This is a genomic window from Variovorax sp. P1_G12, from assembly GCF_056405555.1.
Map to the genome: position 1 here is coordinate 164,556 of NZ_JBFUBW010000004.1, position 24,759 is coordinate 189,314.

A 24,759-nucleotide genomic window follows, 5' to 3' on the forward strand; every position below is an offset into this window, starting at 1 on the left:
TGGCAAGGCAAAGCCGTAAATTATAGCACTCAGGCCGGCGCCGGGCCGTTCCCGGGTGGCCTGAGGCCCCTTGAGGGGGCGTGCGGGTCAGCCGCGCAGCGCCCGTTCGAGCGCCGAGGCCTTCTCGGGCCCCACCGCGGCCTGGATCTTGGGAAACAGCTCCAGCAGTTGCTCGCAGTTCGAGGTGCCTTCGACCGCCAGGTTGAGCCTGAAGCCGCGCAAGCCGAGGCTGCCGGTCAGCTGGGTGGCGATCGGATAGGCGTCCTTGTAGCGTTGCTGGTCCGAGCGCGCGGCCTGCGGTACACCCGCTGCACGCTTGGGCGCGGCGGCAACCGGAAGCGCCGCTGGGACGGCCACAACCGCGGTCGCACCCTCCCCGACCTGCGCCAGCAGCCCCTGCCCGACCATCTGGTCGATCTCCTCGCGGCTCACGCCCATTCCGGACTCGAGCACCTCGCCAACGCTTCGCTTGCCATCGAAAAGGATGAACGCGGTGCGCTGGCGTGGCGTCAGCGCAATGGACCGGTCCTTGAGAACACGCTGCCCGGCTTCGGTCTTGACAAGAATCATGGGGTTCCTCGACGTCAAGGTCAGGGCGTATAGCAGGGCCGGCCAATGGTCCTGGTGCGACTTCAGCACAACCGCGCCCCGGGATCCGGCGAGTTTGACACCAAAGAAGCATCTGGTTGCAAATACAGCCAGCTGACGCGAGGATTACACGAAAGACCGTGACCAAGTCGTTGCGCGGCGGTGACAAATCTGCCACCGCCGCCCCTCGCAGCCGCTCAGCGCTTGGCGAGCTGCTGCCAGGTTTCGATCACGCTGTCGGGGTTGAGCGAGATCGACTCGATCCCCTGCTCGGCGAGCCAGAGCGCGAAATCCGGATGGTCGCTGGGGCCCTGGCCGCAGATCCCGACGTACTTGCCCTGGTCCTTGCAGGCCTTGATGACCTTCGCCAGCAGCGCCTTGACGGCCGGGTCGCGCTCGTCGAAGTCGGCGGCCAGCAGTTCCAGGCCGGAGTCGCGGTCCAGGCCCAGCGTGAGCTGGGTCAGGTCGTTCGAGCCGATCGAGAAGCCGTCGAAGAATTTCAGGAACTCCTCGGGCAGGATCGCGTTGCTCGGCACCTCGCACATCATGATCAGCTTGAGTTCGTTCTCGCCGCGCTTCAGGCCGTGCTCGCCCAGCAGCGTGGTCACGCGCTCGGCCTGGCCCAGGGTGCGCACGAAGGGCACCATGATCTGCACGTTGGTCAGGCCCATCTCGTTGCGCACGCGCTTGAGCGCCTCGCACTCCATCGCGAAGGCCTCGCTGAACTCGCCGCTGAGGTAGCGCGCCGCGCCGCGGAAGCCCAGCATCGGGTTCTCTTCCTCGGGCTCGTAGCGGCTGCCGCCGATCAGCTTGCGGTACTCGTTGGACTTGAAGTCCGAGAGGCGCACGATCACCGGCTTGGGCCAGAAGGCGGCGCCGATGGTGGCGATGCCCTCGGCCACCTTGTCGACGTAGAAGGCCCGCGGCGACGCATGGCCCCGTGCCACCGATTCGACCGCCTTCTTGAGGTCGGCATCGACATTCGGGTAGTCGAGGATCGCCTTGGGATGGACGCCGATGTTGTTGTTGATGATGAACTCGAGCCGCGCCAGGCCGACGCCGTGGTTCGGCAGCTGGGCGAAGTCGAAGGCCAGCTGCGGATTGCCCACGTTCATCATGATCTTGAGGTCGATCGGGGGCATCTCGCCGCGCTGGACCTCGGTCACTTCGGTTTCGAGCAGGCCGTCGTAGATGAAGCCGGTGTCGCCCTCGGCGCAGCTCACGGTCACCAGCGTGCCGTCCTTGAGCAGGTCGGTGGCGTCGCCGCAGCCGACCACCGCCGGGATGCCGAGCTCGCGCGCGATGATCGCCGCGTGGCAGGTGCGTCCGCCCCGGTTGGTGACGATCGCGGCGGCGCGCTTCATCACCGGCTCCCAGTTCGGGTCGGTCATGTCGGTCACGAGCACATCGCCGGCCTGGACCTTGTCCATCTCGCTGATGTTGTGGACCAGCCGCACCGGCCCGGTGCCGATCTTCTGGCCGATCGCGCGGCCCTCGGCCAGGATGGCGCCGCGGCCCAGCAGCTTGTAGCGCTGCTCGGCCTTGCCCTGCTGCTGGCTCTTCACGGTCTCGGGACGCGCCTGCAGGATGTAGAGCTGGCCGTCGGTGCCGTCCTTGCCCCATTCGATGTCCATCGGACGGCCGTAGTGCTCTTCGATGACCAGCGCGTATTTCGCCAGTTGCTCGACGTCGGCGTCGGTCAGCGAATAGCGGTTGCGCTGCTCGGTCGGCACGTCGGTGGTCTTCACCAGCTTGCCGCTGGCCGCCTTCTCCGCGGCGCTCGCGAATTCCATCTGGATCAGCTTGGAGCCCAGATTGCGACGGATCACGGCCCGCTTGCCGGCGCGCAGCGTCGGCTTGTGGACATAGAACTCGTCGGGGTTCACGGCGCCCTGCACCACGGTTTCGCCCAGGCCGTAGCTCGAGGTGATGAAGACCACGTCCTCGAAGCCGGACTCGGTATCGATCGTGAACATCACGCCGGCCGCGCCGAGGTCGCTGCGCACCATGCGCTGCACGCCGGCGGAGAGCGCCACCACGTCATGGGCGAAGCCCTTGTGCACCCGGTAGCTGATCGCGCGGTCGTTGTAGAGCGAGGCGAAGACTTCCTTCATCTTGTGCAGCACGTCCTCGATGCCGACCACGTTGAGGAAGGTCTCCTGCTGGCCCGCGAAGGAAGCGTCAGGGAGGTCTTCCGCGGTGGCGGAGGAACGCACCGCGAAGCTGGCCTGGGGATTGCCGGCCGACAGCGTCGCGAAAGCCTCGGCGATCGCCTGCTGCAGGTCGGCCGGGAAGGGCTGGGCCTCGACCAGCGCGCGGATCTCGCCGCCGACCGTGGCCAGCGCGCGCACGTCCTCGGTGTCGAGCGTCGCGAGCTTGGCGCTGATCTTGTCGGCCAGGCCGTCGTGCGCCAGGAACTGGCGGAATGCATGGGCCGTGGTGGCGAAGCCGGTGGGGACCCGCACGCCCTGCGGCAGCTGGGAAATCATCTCGCCGAGACTGGCGTTCTTGCCGCCGACCGACTCGACGTCGGTCATTCTCAGGTTTTCGAACGGTACGACCAGGGCGGTCGCTTCGAACAGTGCAGACATGGGAAAGCTCCAGAAGTTGAAACTGATGCTGCATGCAGGCGCCGCGACGCGATCGTTCTTCTTGCTCTGGGCATCGGCGGGGGGTGCATGCTGGAATTCGAAGGGGAAGGCTGAGGGGAAAGCGCCCGGCATTCCCGATAATGGGGCGAATTGTAGGCGCGGCCGGGTCCGGCGTGCCGCAGGACAAGGTCGCCCAAATATGCAAACGCGCACTGTTTTCTTCGTTTCCGACGGCACCGGCATCACCGCCGAGACCTTCGGCAATGCCGTTCTGGCCCAGTTCGAGATGAAGCCCCGCCACGTGCGGCTGCCCTTCACCGACACCGCAGACAAGGCGCACCAGGCGGTGCGGAAGATCAACCACACGGCCGAAATCGAGGGTGTGCGGCCGATCGTGTTCACGACACTGGCGAACATGGAAGTGCTCGAAGTGATCGAAACCGGCTGCAAGGGCATGCTGCTCGACATGTTCGGAACTTTCGTGCGGCCGCTCGAGATCGAGTTCGCCATGAAATCGAACCATCGCATCGGCCGCTTCAGCGACGTCAGCAAGAGCAAGGAGTACGACGCCCGCATCCAGGCCATCGACTTCAGCCTGGCGCACGACGACGGCCAGAGCCACCGCGATCTCGAGGGCGCAGACGTGATCCTGGTCGGCGTCAGCCGCAGCGGCAAGACGCCGACCTCGCTGTATCTCGCCATGCAGCACGGCCTGAAGGCGGCCAACTACCCGCTGATCCCCGAGGATTTCGACCGCCGCCAGCTGCCGCCGGCCCTGATGCCGCATCGCAAGAAGATCTTCGGGCTCACGATCCAGCCCGAGCGCCTGAGCGAGATCCGCAACGAGCGCCGGCCGAATTCGCGCTACGCCAGCCTCGAGAACTGCCGCCAGGAGGTCAGCGAGGCCGAGGCGATGATGCGGCGGGCCGGCATCCGCTGGCTGTCGACCACCACCAAGTCGATCGAGGAGATCGCGACCACGATCCTCCAAGAACTGCGGCCCGAGCGACTCACGTACTAGCCGAACAGGTATTGAACAGTGCCGTCGGCGGCCGCCACCGGCTGGCAGGGCATGCCCCAGACGCGCTCGATCAGCGCCGGCTTCAACACCTCCGCCGCCGGCCCCTGGTGGACGCCGGCGCCGCCGACCAGCACCACCACGTCGTCGGCATAGCGGCGCGCCAGGTTGAGGTCGTGCAGGACGGCCACGATGCCCACGCCCTGCCCCGCCCAGCCGCGCAGCAGCCGCATCGCGGCATGCTGGTGCGCCAGGTCGAGCGCGGCGGTCGGCTCGTCCAGCAGCAGCCAGCGGGCGCTGCCGTCGGCCCTGGGCTCCCACAGTTGCGCCAGCGCGCGCGCCATCTGCACGCGCGCCTTCTCGCCCCCCGACAAGGTGTTGAGCACCCGGTGCGCGAGCGCCGACACATCGGTCAGCGCCATCGCGCCTTCGACGATGGCGTCTTCGTCCCGGCTCGGCGTGCCGCGGTGGGGAAAACGGCCCAGCGCGACGATGTCCTGCGCAGTGAAGTCGAAGGCCACCGCGCTCTCCTGGGGCATGAGGGCCCGGCGCAGGGCCAGTGCCGCGGTCTTGTGCTCGGCCAGCGGCAGGCGGTCGAGCAGCACGCGGCCGCGCTCCGGCCGGCGCCGGCCGCCCAGCACCGACAGCAGGGTGGACTTTCCCGCGCCGTTGGGGCCCAGGATGGCCGTCACCCGGCCCGGGTGCAGCGTGATGTTCGCGCCGGACAGCACGGTCTTGCCGCCGATGCGCACGTCGGCGTCGATGCAGCCGAGCGTCATATGCGCCCCCGGAAGTGCCGCAGCATGAGAAGGAACATCGGCACGCCGATGAAGGCGGTCAGCACCCCCAGCGGAAGTTCGGTCGGTGCCATCGCAGTGCGCGCCACCGTGTCGGCGGCCAGCACCAGCACAGCGCCCAGGAGCGCCGACCCCGGCAGCACCACGCGATGGTCGGGCCCCGCCACCAGCCGGATCCAATGCGGCGCGATCAGGCCGACGAAGCCGATGATGCCGGTGGTCGCGGTGACCGCGCCGACCGCGAACGCGGTCACCAGGATCGCCCGCCGCTTGACGCGCTCGACGTCCACGCCCAGCAGCGTCGCCTGCGCCTCGCCCAGCGCGATCGCGTTCAAGGGCGCGGCCAGCGTCAAGCCGATGCACAGCGCCACGCCGACGATCGCGCCGACCAGCAGCACCGCGCTCCAGCGCGCGCCGCCCAGGCTGCCCAGCAGCCAGAACTGCAGGCTGCGCAATTGTTCGTCCGACGCCATCACGCTCAGGAAGCCGAGCCCGGCCCCCGCCAGCGCGTTGATCGCGATGCCCGCGAGCAGCATCAGCGCCATGCGCGTGCTGCCCTCGCTGCGCGACAGGCCATAGATCAGCAGCGTCACCACGAAGCCGCCGCCGAAGGCCATGCTGACCAGCGTCCAGCTGCCCAGCGTGCGCGGCAGCACCGGCATCAGCCAGGCGCCGAGCACGATGGTGACGCCGGCCGCCAGCGCGGCGCCGCTGCTGATGCCGATCAGGCCCGGGTCGGCGAGCGGATTGCGGAACAGCCCCTGCATCAGGGTGCCTGCCATGCCGAGCCCCGCACCGGCGGCGACGCCGAGGATCAGGCGCGGCAGCCGAATGTTGGCGAACACCAGGTACTCGGGCGACGCCTCGGCGCCGCCCTGCCAGATCGAGCCGAACACGCCCAGCCATTGCGAGGCGCTGATGGCGTAGGCGCCCGAACCGGCGCCGACGGCGAAGCTCAGCAGCAACAGCACGAGGCCACCCACCAGGGTGGCGCGCATCGTCAGCCGCCCGCTCATGCCGCGCGAAAGCTCTTGTGCAGTTCGCTGATGGCGAAAGGCAGGCGCGGACCGAACCCCAGCAGCAGCAAGGCATCCTGCGTGACCAGCGCCCGCTTCCTGAAGGCCGGCGTCAACGCGAGTTCCGGGCGCTGCCAGAACTTCTCTGCACCGCCGTGCGCCTCGATGCTCTGGGTGGTGGTCAGGATCACATCCGGGGCCGCGCTGGCCATGGCCTCGGCGGTCATCGGCCGGTAGCCCTGGAAGCCCGAGAGGCAGTTGACACCGCCGGCGAAGCCGATCGCCGCATGCGCCGCCGTCCTCTCTCCCGACACCTGAGGGCTCGCGCTGTGGGACAGCACGAACAGCACGCGCGGCTTGCGCGTTCCGGCTGCGTCCGCCGCCACGCGCTGCTGCACCTCGAACCATTCGGCATCGAGCCGCGTCACCAGTTCGCGCGCCTGCGGCTCGCGCGCCGCCGCGCGGCCCACGGCAGCCACCTTGCGCTGCACCTCGCCCCAGCTGTGGTCGGCTTCGACCAGTTCCAGCCTGACGCCGGCCGCACGCAGCTGATCGAGCACGACCGGTGGCCCGGACTCGGTGGTGGCGATCACCGCATCGGGCTTGAGCGACAGCAGCCCTTCGGCAGAGAGCTGGCGCATGTAGCCGACCTTCGGTGTCCGGCGGGCGGCCTCCGGGTAAAGACTGGTGGTGTCGGTGCCGACCAGCTGCGACTCGGCCCCCAACGCGAACACCACCTCGGTGATGGCGCCGCTGACGGTCACCAGGCGCGGTGCGCGCGGGCCCTGCGCAGCGGCGGGCCACGCGCAGGCGGCCAGCGCACACGCGCCGAGAAGGCGAAGCGTGTCACGCCGTTCTCGCGTCGCCCCCGTCATGCGCTCACCTCGGCGCTCGGCAGCTTGCGCACCAGCTCGCGCCAGTCCTCGCGCTCCGGAACACCGGGCTTGCGCGCACCGAAGAACATCGCCATCAGGCCACCCTCGCGGTCGAAGGCCTCGACCGAGGTCACGACGCCGTCGCTGGTCGGCTTCTCGACGATCCAGACGCTCTCGATCAGGTCTTCGCGCAGGTGCAGGTTGAAGCCCGGGTCCAGCACATTGAGCCACTGCATGCCGCGCATCTCCATCGGCTCGACGCGCACCACCGGCCCGGTGTGGATCTGGATGCAGCCCGGGCTGCCCACGAAGACCATGATGGGCGTGCCCGCGAAGGAGGCCTCGTGCAGCAGCTCGCGCACCGCCAGCCGGGCGGCCCGTGTCGTGAATCGGCCCTCGGTCAGGCGGAAGCTCTGCTGCCGCTCGACGTCGAACTTGTTCAGCAGCCCGAAGAACTGGTGCGTGTCGGTCATGCCGCCCCAGGCCTGGGCGAGGCCGGCGCCGTCGATCTCGCGGTCGGGCCGCGGCGGCGCCTTGGGCTGGGCCGGGCCGAAGGCCGCAAGCTGCGCGGCATCGGCATGGGCCTGGCCGACCGACTGGAAGGCATCGCGATCGGTCGCATCGCGGGCGAAGATCTTGTGCACGGCCAGGCCGCTGGCATCGAAGAACTGCAGGCTCAGCGACGGCGGCTGGCCCGCGTTCGCGGCCACCTCGCTGACGAGGAAGCCGGCATGCCAGTGGCTGAAGAAGAGCCGCAGGTCGATCTCCTCGCCGAGCGCGAGGCCCATCCGGGCACCGCCGGACAGGTTCCGGTAGATGCCCGTCTTCTCGTGCACCGTCGAGGCGTTGCGCGTCAGCGCCAGCACCGGACCGCACGGTTCCAGCGCTTGCAGCAATTCGAGCCACGGTCCGCGCAGCGGCGTTGCACGCAACGCCCGGTCATGCGCGCCCGCATGGGCGGCAATGGCCTCGCCCTCGCTGATGCCGAGCGCTTCGGCGGCGTCCCTGTGGCGCTTGCCTTCGGCGCGCAGCGCGGCGAATCGTTCGCGGATGAGTTCGTTGGTCGTCATGAGTTCCTGCTTGGGTGAGGTGAATCAGAAATCGGCCACGAGCGACACGCTGAAGTGCCGGCCAGGCTGCGTGTAGGCATCCACGATCGGAGAGTTCGACGCGAGTCCGCGGACATCGCTCCACATCCAGTACTTCTTGTCGGTCAGGTTGACCAGCGCGACGTTCAGACGCAGGTCGCGGCGAATGCGCCACTGGGCGTTCAGGTCGAACGTGGTGGCCGAAGGCGTGAGGTACTGGACGCCGGTGGTGACTTCGGCCGGATCGACATCGCTGCGCTTCTTGGCCGCGTAGTGAACCGCATCGAGGCGCACGCTCCAGGTCGGCGCCTGGTACTGGAGGGCGACCATGAACTTCTCCGGGTCGACCGAGTTGAGCGGCACGTTGGCGGTGCGGTCCTCGCCGTTCGTGCGGCCGTAGGCGAAGGGCAGCGAGAAGCCCGTGCCCTGCGTGGTCCAGTCGAGTTCGCCCTTGAACTCGAAGCCGTCGATGCGCGCGCGCCCGATGTTGACCGACTGGAAGGTCGCGGGATGGGTGCGCGACCCGAACACGCCGCCGATCTGGCGGTCGTTCTCGATCATGTCCTTGTAGGTGCCGGTGAAGACCGCGGCCTCGAAATTCAGGATGCCGGCGCGGCCGCGCGTGCCGATCTCGAAGTTCTGGCTGGTCTCCGGCTTCAGGCCCGGATTGGGAATCGTCCGGTAGCCCGAGACCACGTTCTCGAAGAAGTTGTTGACCTGAAACGCGTTGGGCGCCTTGAAGCCGGAGGCGTAGTTGCCGTAGACGGTCCATTGCGGCGTCGCCCGGAACAGCACGCCGAGCTTGGGCGAGACCGCCGAGTCGGACAGCGACACCGCGCGGGCGTTGAAGCCGGTCTGATCCGCATCGATGTCGAAGCGGTCGAAGCGCACCCCGGGCGTGATGCTCCACTGGTCGTGGATGAACTCATCCTGCACATAGAAGGCCGCGGTCTTCTCGGTCGTGTCGGGGAACCGCTTGAGCGGATAGACCTCGCCGACCGGCGGCACCAGCCCGGTCTGCAGGTTCTCGACCTGCGTGTTCGTGTAGTCGATGCCGTAGGTGATGCGCTGCGACCAGTCCCCGGGCATGCGCAAGGTCTTGTCGGCCTGCAGGCCGGCCTGCCAGGTGTTCTCGCCATAGGTCACGTCGCGCATCCGGTCGGCGGCGGTGTAGCGGTTTTCCCAGGCGAGCTCCTGCGAATTCGACTTCTGGTAGCTCAGGTAGCCCAGCAGGTTGTCGGCCAGCACCGAGTCCACGCGCAGCCGGCCGTCCCAGGTCAGGCGGTCGCGCTGCAACTGCGTCAGCGCGCCGAGGCCGATCACCGACGTCGAGGCGAACGGCGGCTTCGAAATGCCCGACAGCAGGTCGTAGCCGGTCGACCGCTCCACGTGCTCGAACGTGAGGTTGTGGGTCAGGCTGGCGTTCGGCGTGACGATCACCTTGGCCAGCAGCGACTTGCTGTCGGTGCGCTCCGGATTGGGCGCGGTGCGGTCCGAATTGCGGGCGTCGTTGGTGCCCATGTTCTCGAGCTCGTGCGTACGGCTGCCGTTGGCCGAGATCAGCCAGCTCACCGTGTCGCTGGCCTTGCCCGCAAGCGTGACCCCACCCTGCCAGCCGTTGTCGTCGCCGCTGTAGCCGACGTTCGCGCTGCCGCCGAAGGTCTTGCCGTCGGCAAGGAAGGTCTCGGGCTGCCGCGTGATGAAGTTGACCAGGCCGGCGAGCCCGTCGGACCCGTAGAGCGCCGAGGCCGGCCCCTTGATGATCTCGATCCGCTCGATCAGGCCGAGGTCGAAGTAGTCGCGGCCGAAGGCGTTGGCGCTGAAGACGTAGCTGCGCGGCATGCGGATGCCGTCCGTCATCAGCAGCACGCGGTTGCCGTCGAGGCCGCGGATGTTGAAGCCTGCATTCCCGTCGCGACCGGTGTTCCCGGCCGCCAGGCCGAAGCGTGCGGGCGCGCGCCGGACCGAGACGTTGGGAATGTCGCGCACCGCGTCGCGGATGTCGTGGATCTGCTCGAACTCGATCTGCTGGCGGTCGATCACCTCGATGGTGGCCGGGACGTCTTCCTTGTTCTGCTCGGAGCGCGAGCCGCTCACCACGATCTCGCCGAGGGCCGCGATCCGGGCGGGGCCGGCCTCCTGGGCCGCGGCGAAGGTAGAGAGGCCGCAGGCGATCAGCCAGGGGAGCGTTTGAAGTCGATGCGCGAAGGCGGGTGAGCGTGCCACTTGAGGGTCCAGAAAACAGTTGACGAACTGCTCGCTGGACGGCGCGCAAGGGCTGCGCGCGAAAGCCTGGCTGGCGGTGAAATCAGGCCTCGGCCCGACTCGCAATCATATGCGAATGATTCTTATTGCTATCAATTGCCCCCGTCTGAATGAGGGATCGGAAACGCAGCAGAAGACACCGCGACCCCTCCGAGATGGATCGCGGCGCTTTCAACGCATCAGGCGGCGACCGCCTCCTCCGCCGGCGCCGAACTGCGGATCAGGTGATCGAAGGCGCTCAGCGCCGCCTTCGCGCCGTCGCCGGCCGCGATGATGATCTGCTTGAACGGCACCGTGGTCGCATCGCCGGCCGCGAACACGCCGGGCACCGAGGTCTGGCCCTTGGCGTCGACCACGATCTCGCCGTGCTTCGAGAGCTCGACCGTGCCCTTGAGCCAGTCGGTGTTGGGCACCAGGCCGATCTGGATGAACACGCCCTCGAGCGGCACCGTGTGGCTCTCGCCGCTCGCCCGGTCCTTGTAGACCAGGCCATTGACCTTTTGGCTGTCGCCGGTGATCTCGGTGGTCTGCGCGTTGGTGATGACCTTGACGTTGGCGAGGCTGCGCAGCTTGCGCTGCAGCACCGCGTCGGCGCGCAACTGCGTGTCGTACTCGACCAAGGTCACGTGGCCGACGATGCCGGCCAGGTCGATCGCCGCCTCGACGCCCGAATTGCCGCCGCCGATCACCGCCACGCGCTTGCCCTTGAACAGCGGGCCGTCGCAGTGCGGGCAGTAGGCCACGCCCTTGTTCTTGTACGCGTGCTCGCCGGGCACGTTGATGTTGCGCCAGCGCGCGCCGGTCGAGATCACGACCGAGCGGCTCTTGAGCGAGGCACCGCTCTCGAGCTTGATCTCGATGAAGTCCTTGCCCGGAGCGCTCGGCACGAGCGCCGCGGCACGCTGCAGGTTCATGATGTCGACGTCGTAGTCGCGCACATGCTCCTCGAGCGCGAGCGCGAACTTGGGCCCTTCGGTTTCGCGGATCGAAATGAAGTTCTCGATGCCCATGGTGTCCAGCACCTGGCCGCCGAAGCGCTCCGAAGCGATGCCCGTGCGGATGCCCTTGCGCGCCGAGTACACGGCCGCGGCCGCACCGGCCGGGCCGCCGCCGACGATCAGCACGTCGAACGGTTCCTTGCCGGCGATCTTCTTCGCTTCGCGCTCGACGCCGCTGGTGTCGATCTTGGCGAGGATCTCCTCGAGGCTCATGCGGCCCTGGCCGAATTCGGTGCCATTGAGAAACACGGTCGGCACCGCCATGATCTGGCGTTCCTTGACCTCGTCCTGGAACAGCGAGCCATCGATCATCGTGGTCTTGATTCGCGGGTTCTGGATTGCCATCAGATTCAGCGCCTGGACCACGTCGGGGCAGTTGTGGCAGGTCAGCGAGATGTAGATCTCGAACTCGAAATCGCCGTCGAGCGCACGGATCTGCTGCAGCACGGCCTCGTCGACCTTGGGCGGATAGCCGCCAACCTGCAGCAGCGCCAGCACCAGCGAGGTGAATTCGTGGCCCATCGGAATACCCGCGAAGCGCGGGCCATGGTTTTCGCTCGGCCGGTTGATCGAGAACGAGGGCTTGCGCTGGTTGTCGTCGCGGCTCTCTGTGACTTTGACCAGCGGCGACGACTCGGCCACGTCCTTCAGCAGCGATTGCAACTCGCCCGACGCCTTGCTGTCATCGAGCGAAGCGACGATCTCGATCGGCTGCGTGATGCGGTCGAGGTAGCTCTTGAGTTGCGATTTGGTGCCGGCGTCGAGCATGGTGATCTCTCTCCTGGAAATACGATGGAAACAAAAAAGCCCGGGAGCAAGCGCGCCCGGGCTGTGGCGCGAACGAGGCGGCTTAGATCTTGCCGACCAGGTCGAGCGAAGGCTTCAGCGTTTCGGCGCCTTCGGTCCACTTGGCGGGGCAGACTTCACCGGGGTGAGCCGCGACGTACTGGGCGGCCTTCACGCGGCGCAGCAGTTCGGCAGCGTCACGGCCGATGCCGTTGTCGTGCACTTCGATGGTCTTGATCTTGCCTTCGGGGTCGATCACGAAGGTGCCGCGGTAGGCCAGGCCGGCGTCGTCGCCTTCTTCGATCAGGACCTGGAACGCGCGGGCCAGTTGCTGGCTCGGGTCGCCGATCAGCGGGTACTGAACCTTGGCGATGGTGTCCGAGGTGTCGTGCCAGGCCTTGTGCGTGAAGTGGGTGTCGGTCGACACGCCGTACACCTCGACGCCCAGCTTCTGGAACTCAGCGTAATGGTCGGCCAGGTCGCCCAGTTCGGTGGGGCACACGAAGGTGAAGTCGGCCGGGTAGAACACGACGACCGACCATTTGCCCTTGAAGTTCTCGTTGCTGACGGGCACGAACTTGCCGTTGTGATACGCGGTGGCCTTGAACGGGACGATTTCGGTGTTGATCAGGGACATATTGGATTTCCTTGGTGGCTGATGAAAAGTGCGAGTGATTAGTATAACTACCAATCTCCGATTTTTAATAGCCACGCGCTATTAAATGCATTGCCCACCCCTATGAATGCGAACACCTATCACCCTCACCCGCATGCAGAGCGCCGGCGCATGGGATTACTTGCGCCGGCCGGCGGCAGGCTCTCACAATCCACCTTTTAAGAACAAGGAAGAACCATGAAGGGCGACCCACAAGTCATCGATCATCTGCAGGCGCAGCTCAAGAACGAGCTGACCGCGATCAACCAGTACTTCCTGCACTACCGGATGCTCAAGCACTGGGGCCTGGACAAGCTGGCCAAGAAGGAATACGAGGAGTCGATCGGCGAGATGAAGCACGCCGACAAGCTCATGGACCGAATCTTCATGCTCGATGGCCTGCCGAACCTGCAGGACCTGGCCAAGCTCCAGATCGGCGAGGACGTGCCCGAGATCCTCGAATGCGACCTCAAGTCCGAGACCGGCGCGCAAGCCACGATCAAGGCCGGCATCGCGCACTGCGAAAGCGTGCGCGACTATGTCTCGCGCGACCTGCTGCAGGAGATCCTGGACGACACCGAGGAGCACATCGACTTCCTCGAGACCCAGATCGACCTGGTCGGCAAGGTCGGCCTGCAGAACTACCTGCAGTCACAGATGGGCGAAATCGAATAGGCCGGCGCGACGCCGTGCAAGCGGGGCAATGCCCCGCTTTTTTTTGCCTTTACGAAACTTCATTGCTATCGAATCAGGAGCGCGACAAGCAGAGGGGGCAAGGGCTGAAGCCACCTCGATGAACCGGACTTGGCACAGGCCAGTGTCATGCAAATAGCATTCATTCGCATTTGTAGGACTAGAATCGCCGGCTCCGATGACCGCCGCCACCACCGACCGCCGCCGCGCCTACTGGCTCAAGACCTTGCACGAATGGCACTGGGTCAGCTCGGCGCTCTGCCTGATCGGCCTGCTGCTGTTCGGCATCACCGGCTTCACGCTCAACCACGCGGCCAGCATCGAGGCCAAGCCGAAGGTCAGCAGCCGGACCGGCACCATCGACCATGACTTGCGCGCGGCACTGCAGAAGCAACTGCCCGCGGCCAAGGCGCAGAAGGGCAAGGCGGAACTGCCCGCGGAATTGCAGGGCTGGATCAGCAAGCAATGGGCAGTCGACACCGCAGGGCGAGACGCCGAGTGGTCTGACGACGAGATCTACCTCTCGCTGCCCCGCCCCGGCGGCGATGCCTGGCTGCGGCTCAACCTGGCCGACGGCGAGGCCGAGTACGAGCGCACCGACCGCGGCTGGCTGTCCTACTTCAATGACCTGCACAAGGGCCGCAACAGCGGCGCCGCCTGGAGCTGGTTCATCGACATCTTCGCGGCCGCCACGCTGGTGTTCTCGATCACCGGTCTTTTCATTCTCAAGATGCATGCGGGCAACCGGCCCTTCACCTGGCCGATGGTCGGCATGGGCCTGGTCATTCCGGTGCTGCTCGCGCTGCTGTTCATCCACTGATCCAGGAAAGAGGTCTTCGTGCAAGTTCGCTATTCCCTCGCGCTCGCCGCCCTGTTCGGCGCGCCGGCCATCGCCGCGGGGCTCACCGTCAACATCGAGGTGCCGCGCCTCAGCGTGGCCGAATACCACCGCCCCTATGTGGCGGCCTGGATCGAGCGGCCCGACCAATCGGTCGCGAGCACGCTCGCGGTCTGGTACGACGTCAAGATCAAGGGCAACGCGGAAGGCGAAGGCACCAAGTGGCTCAAGGACATGCGCCAGTGGTGGCGGCGCACCGGCCGCGAACTGCAGATGCCGGTCGACGGCGTGAGCAGCGCGACGCGGCCCGCGGGCAAGCATCAGGTCAACGTGTCCGAAGGCTCGGTGGCGCTGCCCAAGCTGGCACCGGGCGCCTACAAGCTGTACGTCGAGGCGGCGCGCGAAGTCGGCGGTCGCGAAATCGTGAGCATCCCCTTCCAGTGGCCGCCGGCGAAGACCGAGCAGTCGCAGGTCGCGGGCACCAGCGAACTCGGCGAAGTGAAGCTCGAGCTCAAGCCCTGATCCTCGTTTCGCCTCCAACATCACCGGAATCCCATCATGAAGTTCTCTTTGCGCGCCCTCGCCCTCGGCATCGCCCTTTGCGCCGGCACCGCGGCCGTCCAGGCTCACAACGCATGGCTGATGCCCTCGAGCACCGTGCTGTCCAAGGCCGACTGGATCACTGTCGATGCCGCCGTCTCGAACGACCTCTTCTTCTTCAATCACGTCCCGCTCGGCCTGGACACCTTGGCGGTCACCGCGCCCGATGGCAGTGCCCTGAAGGCCGAGAACGTCTTCAAGGGCAAGCTGCGCAGCGTGTTCGACCTGAACCTCACCCAGCCCGGCACCTATCGCCTGGCACTGGTCAACGACGGCGTCTTCGCACGCTGGAAGGACAAGGCCACCGGACAGCCCAAGCGCGCCCGCGGCACGGCCGAGAACATCGCGAGCCAGATCCCGGCCGACGCGCTCGAGCTCGAGATCACGCAATCGGCCGGCCGCAACGAGACTTTCGTCACCGTGGGCAAGCCCAGCACCCTGCGTCCGACCGGCAAGGGCCTCGAACTGGTCACGGCCAATCCGACCGATCTGGTGAAGGGCGAGAAGACCAGCTTCACACTGCAGCTCGACGGCCAGCCCGCGAAGGACCTCGAGGTCACGGTCACGCTGGGCAACACGCGCTACCGCGACAAGCTTGACGAGCTCAAGCTCAAGACCGATGCCAAGGGCCAGTTCAGCGTGACCTGGCCGGAAGCCGGCATGTACTGGCTCGACACCAGCACCACGGACAAGAAGACCTCGGTGCCGCAGGCCAAGGAACGGCGCCTGAGCTACGCCGCGACCCTGGAAGTGATGCCTTGAAAACCATTTGCTCGCCCTCCCAGGCGCGAGCCTGACGCGCCGTGAGCATGTCCTCGCCTGAGGGGAAGCCGAGCCCCTCCTTCGCGACCTGGCGCGCGGGCGGCTACGCCAACGTGCCCCGGCCGCGCCGCGCCGATCCGTCCAGCCTGCAGACGCTGGCGGGCCGCACCATGGGCACCACCTGGTCGCTGCGCTTCGACAATCCGCGCATGATCGCGCTGGATGCCGTGCGCGCCGGCGCCCAGGGCGCGCTCGATCGCGTGGTCGCCCAGATGAGCACCTGGGAGCCCGATTCGGACATCAGCCGCTTCAACCGGTCCGACGCCGGCAGCCGGCACGTGCTCGAACCCGAATTCGCCGAAGTGCTGGCCTGTGCCCTGCAGTGGGCGGCGGCCAGCGACGGAGCCATCGACCCGAGCATCGGACCGCTGGTCGCGCTCTGGGGCTTCGGCGCCCAGGCCGACGCATCGGTCGCAGGGCCGCCCTCCCCGGCCGAACTCTCGCAGGCGCGTCAACGCGTCGGCTGGCAGCGCGTGGCGCTCGACCCCGCCACGCGCTCGATCGTGCAACCGGGCGCCGCCGCGCTGGACCTGTCGGGCGTCGCCAAGGGCTTCGCAGTCGACCAGGTTGCCGCCGCGCTGCGAACGCTCGGACTGTGCGACTTTCTGGTCGAGGTCGGCGGCGAATTGCGCGCGGCCGGTCGTCGCCCCGACGGCGACCCCTGGCAGGTGCTGGTCGAAGCGCTGCCCGGGACCACCCATCGGGTGGCGCTCGAGGGCCTGTCCATCGCGACCTCGGGCGCCCGCTGGCATGCGCGCGAGCATGAGGGCCGACGCTGGTCGCACACCCTCGATCCGCGCACCGGCGAGCCGGTCGGCCACGCGCTCGCCTCGGTGACGGTGCTGCACCCGGAGTGCATGCAGGCCGACGCACTCGCCACGGTGCTGACCGTGCTTGGGCCGGAGGACGGCCTGGCCTTCGCCCACCGGCATGGGCTCGCCGCGCTCTTTGTCCGCCGCGGCGACGAGGGGCATTGCACCTTCACCAGCGATCGCTGGCCGACCCCGGCCCAAGCCGCATGACCGAGCCCGCCCTGCGAGCGCTGGCCGCGTGCCTCACCGTGCTGGCCTACATCGCGCTGTGCGCGGCCATTTACGGGCGGCAACGCCGGCAGCAGGACGCCATGGCACGCCGGGCCGCGGCACTGGCCGGGAACGAGCCCGCAACCGCCACGCTCGTGCTGTTCGCAAGCCAGACGGGCCAGGCCGAGGCCCTCGCCTGGCAGACCGGCCGCTGGCTGCACGAGGCCGGAACACCGGCGCGCGTGATGTCGCTCAACGACGCCGACGCCGAGCTCTTGCGCAGCACGCCCCGGGCGCTGTTCATCGCCAGCACCTATGGCGAAGGCGATGCGCCCGACGGCGCCAGCGTGTTCGCCGAACGGGTGATGGGCTCGGCGGCCGAGCTCTCCTCGCTGCGCTATGCGGTCCTGGCGCTGGGCGACCGCCAGTACGCCAACTTCTGCCGCTTCGGCCGCCTGCTCGACGAATGGCTCCATGCCGCGGGCGCAAGGCGCAGCTTCGAGCGCATCGAGGTCGACAACGCCGAGCCCGCCACCCTGGCCGCCTGGCAGGCGCAGTGCGACGGTGCACCGGATGCCGGGCCGGAAGAGCCGCCCGAAACCATCTCCGTTCCCTGGCGCCTCGCCACCCGCACCCTCTTGAACGAAGGCAGCGCGGGCGCGCCGGTCTATCGCCTGGCGTTCACGCCGGCCGCCGGGCCGGCACCTGACTGGGCGTCCGGCGATCTCGCGCAACTCGCCCTCGCGAGCGACCCCGGACGCCCACGCGACTATTCGATCGCCTCCATCCCCAGCGACGGCGAGCTGCAGTTGCTGGTGCGCCAGGAGCAGCATCCGGACGGCACGCTCGGCGCCGCCTCGGGCCTGCTGACGTCGACCCTGCCCCTGGGCGACACGATCCAGCTGCGGCTGCGCCCGCACCGCCATTTCCGGCTCGGCGACAACGCCGCACGACCGTTGCTGCTGATCGGCAACGGCACCGGACTGGCCGGACTGCGCGGCCATCTGCGCACCCGCGCGGCCCTGGGCCGGCACGACAACTGGCTGGTCTTCGGCGAACGCCATGCGCGGCACGACTTCCTCTGCCGCGACGAGATCGAGGCCTGGCAGCGCACCGGGATGTTGCAGCGGCTCGACATGGTGTTCTCGCGCGACCAGGCCGAAAGGCTCTACGTCCAGCATCGGCTGCTCCACCTGCACGCGGAGGTCAGCGCCTGGATCGCCCGCGGTGCGGCGATCTATGTCTGCGGCACCCTGCAGGGCATGGCGGCCGGGGTCGATGCCGCGCTGCGACAGATCGCCGGCCAGGCGACGATGGGCGAATTGCAGGCCAGCGGCCGCTACCGCCGCGACGTCTACTGAGCCGCCCGGCGCCGCTGTCAGTTGCGCTCAAGCAACGAATAGACCCAAGCGGCCTCCGAAACTTCTCTCAACGTTAACGCCACGTTAACAATCGTATTGAGATTCATTATCATTCACTGACTTCGCTTCTTCCGCGAATCAGCTCACCCAGCCAATCCAGCCGCCTCCACGCCGAGGACGCGCAGGGACCCGCCAGTCGAGCTCTCAGTTTTGCTTTCACCTGGGATCCCTCCATGGCCTACATCAAGAGCCGCAAGCACGCCGTCGCGCGCGCGCTGCCCCCTTTCGGCAGTGCCGCCGCCGCCACCCTTCTCGCATTGACGCTGCCTGCCGGCGCGCAGACGTCCACGAACACCCTCAAGGAAGTCCGCGTCGAAGACAGCGCCGCGACCGATTTCAAGGTCGACAACTCGGCCAACCCGAAGTTCACCGCGCCGCTGATCGACATCCCGCAGGTGATCCAGGTGATTCCGGAAACCCTGATGCGCGAGCAAGGCGCCACCACGCTGACCGAAGCACTGCGCAACACGCCCGGTGCCGGCGCCTTCTTCCTCGGCGAAAACGGCAACACCACGACCGGCGACTCGATCTTCATGCGCGGCTTCGACGCCTCGAGCAGCATCTTCGTGGACGGCATCCGCGACCTGGGTTCTTTCTCGCGCGATGTCTTCAACATCGAGCAGGTCGAAGTGGTCAAGGGCCCGTCGGGCACCGACGTCGGCCGCAGCTCGCCGACCGGCTACATCAACCTGATCACCAAGAAGCCCAGGCTGGAAGACAGCTTCTCGGGCTCGCTCGGCTTCGGCACCGCGAGCTACAAGCGCGGCACCATCGACTGGAACAAGGTAGTGAGCGGCGCCGACGGCTCGGGCACGGCCTTCCGCCTGAATGCCGTGGCCGAAGACTCCGGCGTGGACGGCCGCGACTTCATCAACAACAAGCGCTCGGCCATCGCGCCCTCGCTGGCCTTCGGCCTCAACACGCCGACCCGCGTGTTTCTCGACTACCTGTACGTCAAGCAGAACAACATCCCCGACGGCGGCGTCCCGACCATCGGCCTGCCCGGCTACACCACGCCCGATGCGCTGCTGATCAATTCGCCGATCCTGCGCCGCACGTTCCTGAACTACGCCTCGAAGGTCGACTCCAGCAACTTCTACGGCACCAGCTCCGACTTCAACGACGTCACGGCCAACATGTTCACGGCCCGCGTCGAGCACGACATCACGCCCGACATGACGGTGCGCAACGTCACGCGCTGGGGCCAGACTACGCAGGACTACATGCTGACGTCGTTCATGCTCGGCGGTCTCACGGCCTCGCGCGTCGGCACCAGCAACACCTATAACGGCACGGTGCCTGCCGTGACCGCAGGCTTCATCAACACGGTCAACCCGAGCAACCCCGCGACCTGGACCACGACGCGCAACCTGCCAACCAACAAGGACGTCGAAAACAACATCTTCGTCAACCAGACCAGCCTGTCGTCGAAGTTCAACACCGGCAGCTTCAGCCACACCGCGAACATCGGCCTGGAATTGATGCGCGAGAGTCAGGACAACGCGAACTACTTCGGCCCGGGCTTCGCGTCGGTCAACACGACCTTCGCACCCGCAGGCTCCTGGCCGGTCGCCAACCTGTACAACCCGAACCCCTACGTGACCGGTTACAACCGGATCCCGAACGGCACCGGCAACTACGGCAAGACCGACACCGTCAGCCTGTACGCCTTCGACACGATGAAGATCAACGAGCAATGGCAGCTGACCGGCGGCCTGCGCTACGACCACTACAGCACCGACTACTGGGCGACCACGATGGGCACCGGCCCCACCTTCCCGATCACGCCGACCAGCCTGTCGACCTCGGGCGACCTCTGGACCGGCAAGATCGGCGTGGTCTACAAGCCGGTCCAGAACGCCAGCTTCTTCGCCGCCTACGGCAACTCGGCGCAGCCCCCGGGCGGCGCCAACTTCTCGCTCGCCGCCTCGGGCACCGGCAACAGCGCCTCGCGCGTCGACTTCGCGCCGCAGAAGGCCGACACCTACGAGATCGGCACCAAGTGGGACGTGCTGAACAAGCGCCTCTCGCTGACCGCGGCGCTCTATCGCACCGAGGTTCGCAACGAGATCGTGCAGGATCCGACCAACACGGCCGTCTACACCCAGGACGGCAAGAAGCGGGTGCAGGGCATCGAGCTCGGCGTGGCCGGTGCGATCACCGACCAGTGGGGCATCAGCGCCGGCCTCACGACCATGGACACCAAGGTCAACGGTTCATCCAACGCGGCGGACCGGATCGACGTGATCCCGTACACGCCGGAACAGGCGTTCACAGCCTGGACCAGCTACCAGTTCCCGTTCGGACTCACCATCGGCGGCGGCGCGCGCTACAACGGCAAGCTCACGCGCGGCTTCGACGGTGCGGTCGGCACACCGGCCTACACCGATGCCTACTGGGTGTTCGATGCGATGGCCTCCTACCGCATCAACAAGAACGTCGAACTCCAGCTGAACCTGTACAACCTGTTCGACAAGGAATACGTCGCCGCGATCAACAAGAGCGGCTACCGTTACGTGCCGGGCATCCCGCGCTCGGCCCGCATCACGGCCAACTTCGCGTTCTGACGCGGATCAATGCCGTCGCATCCTCCGGCTGCGACACTCGAGCCCCGGCCCCGCGCCGGGGCTTTTTCTTTGAGGAAACCGCAAGATGATGCTGCATGTCCCCGACGTTCTGAGCGCAGACCAGGTGCGCGAGATTCGCGCCAGCCTGGACGCCACCGAGTGGGTCGACGGCCGCGAGACGGTCGGCGACCAGGGCGCCCGGGTCAAGCGCAACCGGCAGTTGCCGGAGCAATCCCCGGTCGGCCGCGAACTGGGCAAGACCATCCTGGGCGCGCTGGCCCGGAATCCCCTGTTCTTCTCGGCCGCCCTGCCGCTGCGCTTCGTGCCGCCGCTGTTCAATCTCTACGAGGGCGGCGAGCACTACGGCCTGCACGTCGACGGCTCGGTGCGCTCGGTGCCGGGCACCGGCGAGCAACTGCGCACCGACCTGTCCTGCACCCTGTTCCTGTGCGATCCGGAGGACTACGAGGGCGGCGAACTCGAGGTGGTCGACACCTATGGAACGCACGAGGTCAAGCTGCCCGCGGGCGACCTCATCCTCTATCCCTCGAGCAGCCTGCACCGCGTCCACCCCGTGACCCGGGGCGCCCGCGTCTGCTCGTTCTTCTGGCTGCAGAGCATGGTGCGCGACGACCGCCAGAGGGCCATGCTGTTCGAACTGGACCAGGTGATCCAGAAGCTGCGCGGCCGGCTCGGGGAATGCGAGGAATCGATCGCGCTCACCGGGCAATATCACAACCTGCTGCGCATGTGGTCCGAAGTCTAGTTAGTCGGGCGGCCCGGCTGACCCTGCTGCTGCGATAGTTATTGCAAATGCGAAGAATTCGTATTTATAATCGAGCCTTCTTCAAACAGCCAGCTACAAGCCGCCTTCACCGCCATGATCGTCTGCGTCTGCCGCCGAATCTCCGACCGTGAAATCGCGCGTCATGCACGCGCCGGGATGACGTTCGACGAAGTGCAGTTCGAGCTCGGCGTGGCCACCCAGTGCGGCCAGTGCGAAAGCTGCGCGCGCGACGTGGTCGCGCAATGCAGTGCCTCGCACCCGGTCGCCGCGCTTCACCGCGAAACCGGCACCCAGGCGATCCAGCTTGCCAATTCCATCAAGGAAAGCAACGCATGGAACTCTTCGCGGCACTCGGCGGCAGCCTGATCCTGGTCGCCAGTTCGGTCTGGTGGATTCTTCGCAAGTAAGTCGTTAGCGTAGCGGTTTTGCTGCACTGGGGTACCTTCTGGGCGCCCGCATTCGAATGATTGATCGTGTCTGACCGCTTTTCCCCGCCTTCCTCGGCCCTTGGCCTGTCGCGCAACGCCATCATCGCCGGCAGCGTGGTGTTGTTCCACGTCGCGGCACTGTGGGCCCTGCAAAGCGGCTTGCTGCGGCGCGCGGCCGAGGTGGTGATTCCGGTCGAGATCCTGAGCGAGTTCATCGAGCCGCCGAAGCCCAAGGAACCCCCTCCGCCGCCGCCGCCAGCGCCCAAGCCCCAGGTCGTCAAAACGCCGCCACCGCCACGTCCCCAGGCCATCCGCGAGCCAAAGCCGACGCCGGCGCCGAACGCGCCCACGGGCAGCATCGAGCCGCCTCCGCCCCCGGCACCGTTGGCCCCACCCGCACCGCCGGCGCCACCCGCACCGCCCGCCGCGCCGCCCGCTCCGCCCTCGGTTCAACTGCCGGCCACCGACGCCGACTACGCGCAGAGCTGCAAGCCCCAGTATCCGGCGATGAGCAGACGCCTGGGCGAGCAAGGCAAAGTGATCCTCACGGTTCTCGTGGGCGCAGATGGCCTGCCGAAAAAAGTCGAAATCAGCCGATCGAGCGGCTACGAACGATTGGACGAGGCGGCGAGAGAGGCGATGTCGAGATGCCGCTTCTCTCCCGGCAAGGTCGGCGGGGTGGCACAAACTATGCCGTACGACGCTCCGGTCGTCTTCACTCAGAAATAGCTTTCTTTTTTGGAGTATTTATGGATTCCCACTTTGGCCTGATGAACGTCTGGCAGCAAGGCGACTTCGTCACCAAGGCTGTCGCGCTGTTGCTGATCGGCATGTCGCTCGCGTCCTGGATCGTGATCCTGATCAAGGCGATCGACGTCATCAGGTACAAGCGGCTCGCGAAGCACTCGCAGGACTTCTGGCACAGCGAGGACTTCGCCACCGCCCTCGCCAAGCTCGGCAAGGACGACGGCAACCCGTTTCGGGCGCTCGCGCTGGAAGGCCGCGAAGCCGCGGCCCACCACCGCAATACCAAGGCCCACCTGCACGACGCGCTCGATGTCAGCGACTGGATCACCCGGGCGCTGCGCAACGGCATCGACGAGTTCACGGCGCGCCTGCAGACCGGGCTGGCGATCCTGGCATCGGTCGGGTCCACGGCCCCCTTCATCGGCCTGTTCGGCACCGTCTGGGGCATCTACCATGCGCTGATGAGCATCGGCTCCGCCGGCCAGGCGACGATCGACAAGGTGGCCGGCCCGATCGGCGAAGCGCTCATCATGACGGCACTGGGCCTGGCGGTCGCCATTCCCGCGGTGCTGGGCTACAACGCCCTGGTGCGCGGCAACAAGTTCGTGCTGACCAAGCTCAACAGCTTCGCGCACGACCTGCACGCCTACTTCGTGACCGGCGCCCGCGTCCAGAGCGGCGGCGGCGAAGCCACCACGGTCGTTCCGCTCAAGAAGGTCTGACTGCCATGGCCTTCGGAACACAGGACGAACCCGACGAGGTCATGAACGAGATCAACATGACGCCGCTGGTCGACGTCATGCTGGTGCTGCTGATCATCTTCATCATCACGGTGCCCGTGATGAAGCACGCGGTGAACATCGATCTGCCCCGCGCCAGCAGCGAGCCCGAGCAAACCAAACCCCAGAACATCCTGTTCACGGTCGCCGCCGACGGCAGCTACTACTGGAACGAGCAGAAGATCGACGACGCCGAACTGACCGGCCGGCTGGCGGCCGAGGCGGCCAAGGATCCGCAGCCCGAGCTGCACATCCGCGGCGACAAGGCGGTGCGCTACGAGCGTGTCGCGCAAGCGATGTCGGCGGCACGGCAGGCCGGGGTGCGCAAGATCGGCTTCATCACCGAGCCGGAACCGAAGTAGTCGCCGCACGCAAGTCAAAAAAATCGATCGCGGCGATTGACTTTTAATTGCGAATGGTTATCATTAACCAACCGCTTCGACACAGGAGTCTTCGAATGTCCGCAACGCCCAACGCCTTTACCGTGCTGAACCATCCGTCGCTGGACCACGCGGGTGGCGGTCGCGCTGCGGCCGAAGTGGCCCGTCCCGCTCCGCTGCTGGAAAGCGCGGAACTCCTCAAGGGCGGCAAGGCCGTCGGCATCCTGCACAACGGCTCGCTTTATCGTCTGCAAGCCACCAAACTCGGCAAGCTGATCCTGACCAAATAGGACCCAGCCCGCCCCTCGCGCAAGTTTCATCGTGGGGCGACTCGAGGAGATTCATCTCCGAAGGGTCGTTTTTTGCTAGCCAACGGTTCGCCGACCAGCCAAGCTTTTTTTCACGCTGACCAACGAACAAACGCCGTCCCGAGGACGGCGTTTTGCTTTGCGTGCTGCTGCTTCAGAGGCCCAGGGCGGCGATGCCGGCCTTGGCGATCTGCGCATCTTCGTTCGACTTGACGCCGCTGACGCCCACCGCACCGATCACCTGGCCGTCCTTCACGATCGGCACGCCGCCTTCGAGCAGGCCTTCGATGACCGGAGCCGTCAGGAACGAGGTCCTGCCGCCGTTGATCATGTCTTCGAAGGTCTTGCTTTCACGCCGCCCCATGGCCGCCGTGTGGGCCTTGGCCGGCGCGATATGAGCCGACAGGGCCGCTGCGCCGTCGAGACGCTGCAGCCACAGCAGGTTGCCGCCGTCGTCGGCGATCGCGATGGTCACAGCCCAGTTGTTCTTGAGCGCCTCGGCTTCGGCTGCGGCGGCGATGGCCTTGAGGTCGGCAAGTTCGAGAAAGGATTTGGTCTTCATGGTCTTCCAGCAAAGTTGAGCAACCCTGAAGCATAGCGTTCAGGATGGCAGGCAGCCGCCCTCGCAGCAGGCGAAATCACTGCAGGAATGCGTCCGGTGATGAGGGATTTCTGCGGGTCCGGCCTTGC

24 protein-coding genes are annotated in these 24,759 nt (G+C 66.9%); 14 read left to right on the top strand and 10 right to left on the bottom strand.

The features are described from left to right. Positions 1–87: 87 nt before the first annotated feature. Together AC1D2O_RS06425 and ppsA are read right to left on the bottom strand one after the other, a co-directional pair. Positions 88–570, bottom strand: a complete 483-nt coding sequence (locus AC1D2O_RS06425) for a hypothetical protein (protein ID WP_478090840.1) — start codon at positions 568–570, stop codon at positions 88–90. 215 nt (positions 571–785) lie between these two features. Further along, positions 786–3,179 carry a phosphoenolpyruvate synthase gene (gene ppsA, locus AC1D2O_RS06430; protein WP_478156525.1) on the bottom strand — a complete coding sequence of 798 codons (2,394 nt, stop codon included), beginning with the start codon at positions 3,177–3,179 and terminating at the stop codon, positions 786–788. 199 nt (positions 3,180–3,378) lie between these two features. Between ppsA and ppsR the strand changes: the two genes are divergently transcribed. Next, complete coding sequence (gene ppsR, locus AC1D2O_RS06435; protein WP_478088216.1) at positions 3,379–4,200, top strand: posphoenolpyruvate synthetase regulatory kinase/phosphorylase PpsR; 822 nt, start codon at positions 3,379–3,381, stop codon at positions 4,198–4,200. On the opposite strand, the gene AC1D2O_RS06440 is transcribed toward ppsR, so the two are convergent. The 7 genes from AC1D2O_RS06440 to ahpC form a co-directional block, all read right to left on the bottom strand. Next, complete coding sequence (locus AC1D2O_RS06440) at positions 4,197–4,976, bottom strand: heme ABC transporter ATP-binding protein (protein WP_478088214.1); 780 nt, start codon at positions 4,974–4,976, stop codon at positions 4,197–4,199. The two genes, ppsR and AC1D2O_RS06440, sit on opposite strands and share 4 nt — an antisense overlap. Then, positions 4,973–6,010 carry a FecCD family ABC transporter permease gene (locus AC1D2O_RS06445; protein WP_478088212.1) on the bottom strand — a complete coding sequence of 346 codons (1,038 nt, stop codon included), beginning with the start codon at positions 6,008–6,010 and terminating at the stop codon, positions 4,973–4,975. The genes AC1D2O_RS06440 and AC1D2O_RS06445 overlap by 4 nt, the downstream gene beginning before the upstream one ends. Next, positions 6,007–6,885, bottom strand: a complete 879-nt coding sequence (locus AC1D2O_RS06450; protein WP_478088210.1) for a heme/hemin ABC transporter substrate-binding protein — start codon at positions 6,883–6,885, stop codon at positions 6,007–6,009. Before AC1D2O_RS06450 ends, AC1D2O_RS06445 begins: the two co-directional genes overlap by 4 nt. Continuing rightward, positions 6,882–7,955, bottom strand: a complete 1,074-nt coding sequence (locus AC1D2O_RS06455) for a hemin-degrading factor (RefSeq protein WP_478088208.1) — start codon at positions 7,953–7,955, stop codon at positions 6,882–6,884. Before AC1D2O_RS06455 ends, AC1D2O_RS06450 begins: the two co-directional genes overlap by 4 nt. Positions 7,956–7,979: 24 nt before the next feature. Further along, entirely contained in the window at positions 7,980–10,199 is a 2,220-nt protein-coding gene (locus tag AC1D2O_RS06460) for a TonB-dependent hemoglobin/transferrin/lactoferrin family receptor (protein ID WP_478156526.1), read from the bottom strand. A 218-nt stretch (positions 10,200–10,417) separates the two neighbouring features. Beyond that, entirely contained in the window at positions 10,418–12,004 is a 1,587-nt protein-coding gene (gene ahpF, locus AC1D2O_RS06465) for an alkyl hydroperoxide reductase subunit F (RefSeq protein WP_478156528.1), read from the bottom strand. Positions 12,005–12,086: 82 nt separating this feature from the next. Further along, complete coding sequence (ahpC, locus tag AC1D2O_RS06470; protein WP_478088202.1) at positions 12,087–12,659, bottom strand: alkyl hydroperoxide reductase subunit C; 573 nt, start codon at positions 12,657–12,659, stop codon at positions 12,087–12,089. Positions 12,660–12,875: 216 nt separating this feature from the next. Here ahpC and bfr point away from each other — a divergent pair, with 216 nt between their 5' ends. From bfr to hemP, 13 genes are all read left to right on the top strand, one after another. Further along, positions 12,876–13,352, top strand: coding sequence for a bacterioferritin (bfr, locus tag AC1D2O_RS06475; protein ID WP_478088199.1), 477 nt, complete (start codon positions 12,876–12,878; stop codon positions 13,350–13,352). A gap of 196 nt (positions 13,353–13,548) precedes the next feature. Beyond that, entirely contained in the window at positions 13,549–14,190 is a 642-nt protein-coding gene (locus tag AC1D2O_RS06480; protein ID WP_478088197.1) for a PepSY-associated TM helix domain-containing protein, read from the top strand. Positions 14,191–14,208: 18 nt separating this feature from the next. Continuing rightward, positions 14,209–14,730: a DUF2271 domain-containing protein gene (locus AC1D2O_RS06485; protein ID WP_478088195.1), complete on the top strand. Its 522-nt coding sequence runs from the start codon at positions 14,209–14,211 to the stop codon at positions 14,728–14,730. 36 nt (positions 14,731–14,766) lie between these two features. After that, a complete protein-coding gene (locus tag AC1D2O_RS06490; RefSeq protein ID WP_478088193.1) occupies positions 14,767–15,570 on the top strand; it encodes a DUF4198 domain-containing protein in 804 nt (267 codons plus the stop codon). 47 nt (positions 15,571–15,617) lie between these two features. Then, positions 15,618–16,652 carry an FAD:protein FMN transferase gene (locus tag AC1D2O_RS06495; RefSeq protein WP_478088191.1) on the top strand — a complete coding sequence of 345 codons (1,035 nt, stop codon included), beginning with the start codon at positions 15,618–15,620 and terminating at the stop codon, positions 16,650–16,652. Further along, positions 16,649–18,013 carry a sulfite reductase subunit alpha gene (locus AC1D2O_RS06500; RefSeq protein WP_478088189.1) on the top strand — a complete coding sequence of 455 codons (1,365 nt, stop codon included), beginning with the start codon at positions 16,649–16,651 and terminating at the stop codon, positions 18,011–18,013. Before AC1D2O_RS06495 ends, AC1D2O_RS06500 begins: the two co-directional genes overlap by 4 nt. A gap of 233 nt (positions 18,014–18,246) precedes the next feature. Then, the gene (locus AC1D2O_RS06505) at positions 18,247–20,640 is read left to right on the top strand and encodes a catecholate siderophore receptor Fiu (protein WP_478156529.1); all 2,394 of its coding nucleotides are present in this window, start codon (positions 18,247–18,249) and stop codon (positions 20,638–20,640) included. A gap of 85 nt (positions 20,641–20,725) precedes the next feature. Continuing rightward, on the top strand, positions 20,726–21,406 hold the full coding sequence (locus tag AC1D2O_RS06510; protein WP_478156531.1) for a Fe2+-dependent dioxygenase: 681 nt from the start codon (positions 20,726–20,728) through the stop codon (positions 21,404–21,406). Between the two features lie 114 nt (positions 21,407–21,520). Next, positions 21,521–21,793, top strand: coding sequence for a (2Fe-2S)-binding protein (locus tag AC1D2O_RS06515; RefSeq protein WP_478088183.1), 273 nt, complete (start codon positions 21,521–21,523; stop codon positions 21,791–21,793). A gap of 104 nt (positions 21,794–21,897) precedes the next feature. Then, entirely contained in the window at positions 21,898–22,584 is a 687-nt protein-coding gene (locus AC1D2O_RS06520) for an energy transducer TonB (RefSeq protein WP_478156597.1), read from the top strand. Between the two features lie 20 nt (positions 22,585–22,604). Continuing rightward, positions 22,605–23,324 (top strand): MotA/TolQ/ExbB proton channel family protein, encoded by a 720-nt coding sequence (locus AC1D2O_RS06525; RefSeq protein ID WP_478156533.1) that lies wholly within the window; start codon positions 22,605–22,607, stop codon positions 23,322–23,324. A 5-nt stretch (positions 23,325–23,329) separates the two neighbouring features. Continuing rightward, the gene (locus AC1D2O_RS06530; protein ID WP_478093587.1) at positions 23,330–23,743 is read left to right on the top strand and encodes an ExbD/TolR family protein; all 414 of its coding nucleotides are present in this window, start codon (positions 23,330–23,332) and stop codon (positions 23,741–23,743) included. A gap of 95 nt (positions 23,744–23,838) precedes the next feature. Beyond that, positions 23,839–24,051, top strand: a complete 213-nt coding sequence (hemP, locus tag AC1D2O_RS06535; protein WP_478093588.1) for a hemin uptake protein HemP — start codon at positions 23,839–23,841, stop codon at positions 24,049–24,051. Positions 24,052–24,223: 172 nt separating this feature from the next. Here hemP and AC1D2O_RS06540 read toward each other — a convergent pair whose 3' ends face one another. Next, the gene (locus AC1D2O_RS06540) at positions 24,224–24,631 is read right to left on the bottom strand and encodes a GlcG/HbpS family heme-binding protein (RefSeq protein ID WP_478093589.1); all 408 of its coding nucleotides are present in this window, start codon (positions 24,629–24,631) and stop codon (positions 24,224–24,226) included. Positions 24,632–24,759 lie beyond the last annotated feature (128 nt).